General features: G+C 71.1%; 1 protein-coding gene. It reads right to left on the bottom strand.

Annotated elements, in window-relative coordinates; all coding sequences use genetic code 11:
* Positions 1 to 69: 69 nt before the first annotated feature.
* Positions 70 to 1,356: a phosphopyruvate hydratase gene (gene eno / locus SACSA_RS0101930; protein WP_019813061.1), complete on the bottom strand. Its 1,287-nt coding sequence runs from the start codon at positions 1,354 to 1,356 to the stop codon at positions 70 to 72.
* Positions 1,357 to 1,517: the final 161 nt, after the last annotated feature.

The raw sequence follows: 1,517 nt of genomic DNA, 5'->3' as shown, positions 1-1,517 counted from the left end.
CGGCCGGCGGGGGGACTGGGCCCTCCCGCCGCCGCGTCGGCCGCGTGGCCTGCCCCGGTCGGCCATGACTCAGCCCTTCGGCGTGAACCTCGGGAAGGCGAGGTCCCCGGCATACCGGGCGGCGTCGGCCAGGTTCTCCTCGATGCGCAGCAGCTGGTTGTACTTGGCGACGCGCTCGCTGCGCGCGGGGGCGCCGGTCTTGATCTGGCCGACGCCGGTGGCCACGGCCAGGTCGGCGATCGTGGTGTCCTCGGTCTCCCCGGAGCGGTGGCTCATCATCGACTTGTAGCCGCACGAGGTCGCCAGCGAGACCGCGTCCAGCGTCTCGGACAGCGTGCCGATCTGGTTGACCTTGACCAGCAGCGCGTTCGCGATCCGGCGGTTGATGCCCTCCTCCAGCCGGTCCGGGTTGGTGACGAAGAGGTCGTCGCCGACGAGCTGCACGCTCTCGCCGAGCTCGGCGGTCAGGCGGGCCCAGCCGTCCCAGTCGTCCTCCGAGAGCGGGTCCTCGATGGAGACCAGCGGGTAGGAGTTCACCAGCTCGGCGTAGTAGCCGGTCATCTGCTCGGCGCTGCGCTCGCTGCCCTCGAACGTGTAGGTGTTGTTCGAGAAGAACTCCGTGGCCGCCACGTCGAGCGCGAGGGCGATGTCGCGACCGGGACGGTAGCCCGCCTTCTCGATCGCGCTGACGATGATGTCCAGCGCCTCCCGGTTGTCCGACAGGCTCGGCGCGAACCCGCCCTCGTCTCCGAGTCCGGTGGCGAGGCCGCGCCCCTTGAGCACCGACTTCAGGGCGTGGTACGTCTCGGCGCCCCAGCGCAGCGCTTCCCGGAACGACTCGGCGCCGATCGGAGCGATCATGAACTCCTGGATGTCGACGTCGGTGTCGGCGTGCGCACCGCCGTTGAGGATGTTCATCATCGGTACCGGCAGCACGTGCGCGTTCGGGCCGCCCAGGTAGCGGAACAGCTCAAGCTCCGCCGAGTCGGCCGCCGCCTTCGCCACCGCCAGCGACACGCCCAGCATCGCGTTCGCACCGAGCCTGCTCTTGTCGGGCGTGCCGTCGAGGTCGAGCAGTTTCTGGTCGACGATGCGCTGGTCGACCGCCTCGACACCGGTCAGGTCGGGGCCGATCTCGTCGAGCACCGCGGCCACGGCGCGCTCGACGCCCTTGCCGTTGTAGCGCCTGGTGTCGCCGTCGCGCAGCTCCACGGCCTCGTGCTCGCCCGTCGACGCCCCGGACGGGACAGCGGCCCTCGTCATCGTGCCGTCGTCGAGGGCGACCTCCACCTCGACCGTGGGGTTGCCGCGAGAGTCCAGGATCTCGCGCGCGCCTACCTGCTCGATAACCGCCACACTCAGCTCCTCACCCGGTTCTGCGTCACTGCGTCGGCCTTCGCGCACGCGCCGACCGGCCGCACCCGATCGGCGCGGCGACGACCTCAGCCTAGCCGTAGGCACGTCCGCGTCGTCGGCAGGTTCCGGGGCGGCTCGGCGCCGCGGGAGTGTCAGCCGGG

This window comes from Saccharomonospora saliphila YIM 90502 (genome assembly GCF_000383795.1).
In the GTDB taxonomy this organism is placed as follows: Bacteria; Actinomycetota; Actinomycetes; order Mycobacteriales; family Pseudonocardiaceae; genus Saccharomonospora; species Saccharomonospora saliphila.
Note: the sequence above shows the minus strand (reverse complement) of the source record. Positions and strands in the feature narration are given on the sequence as shown.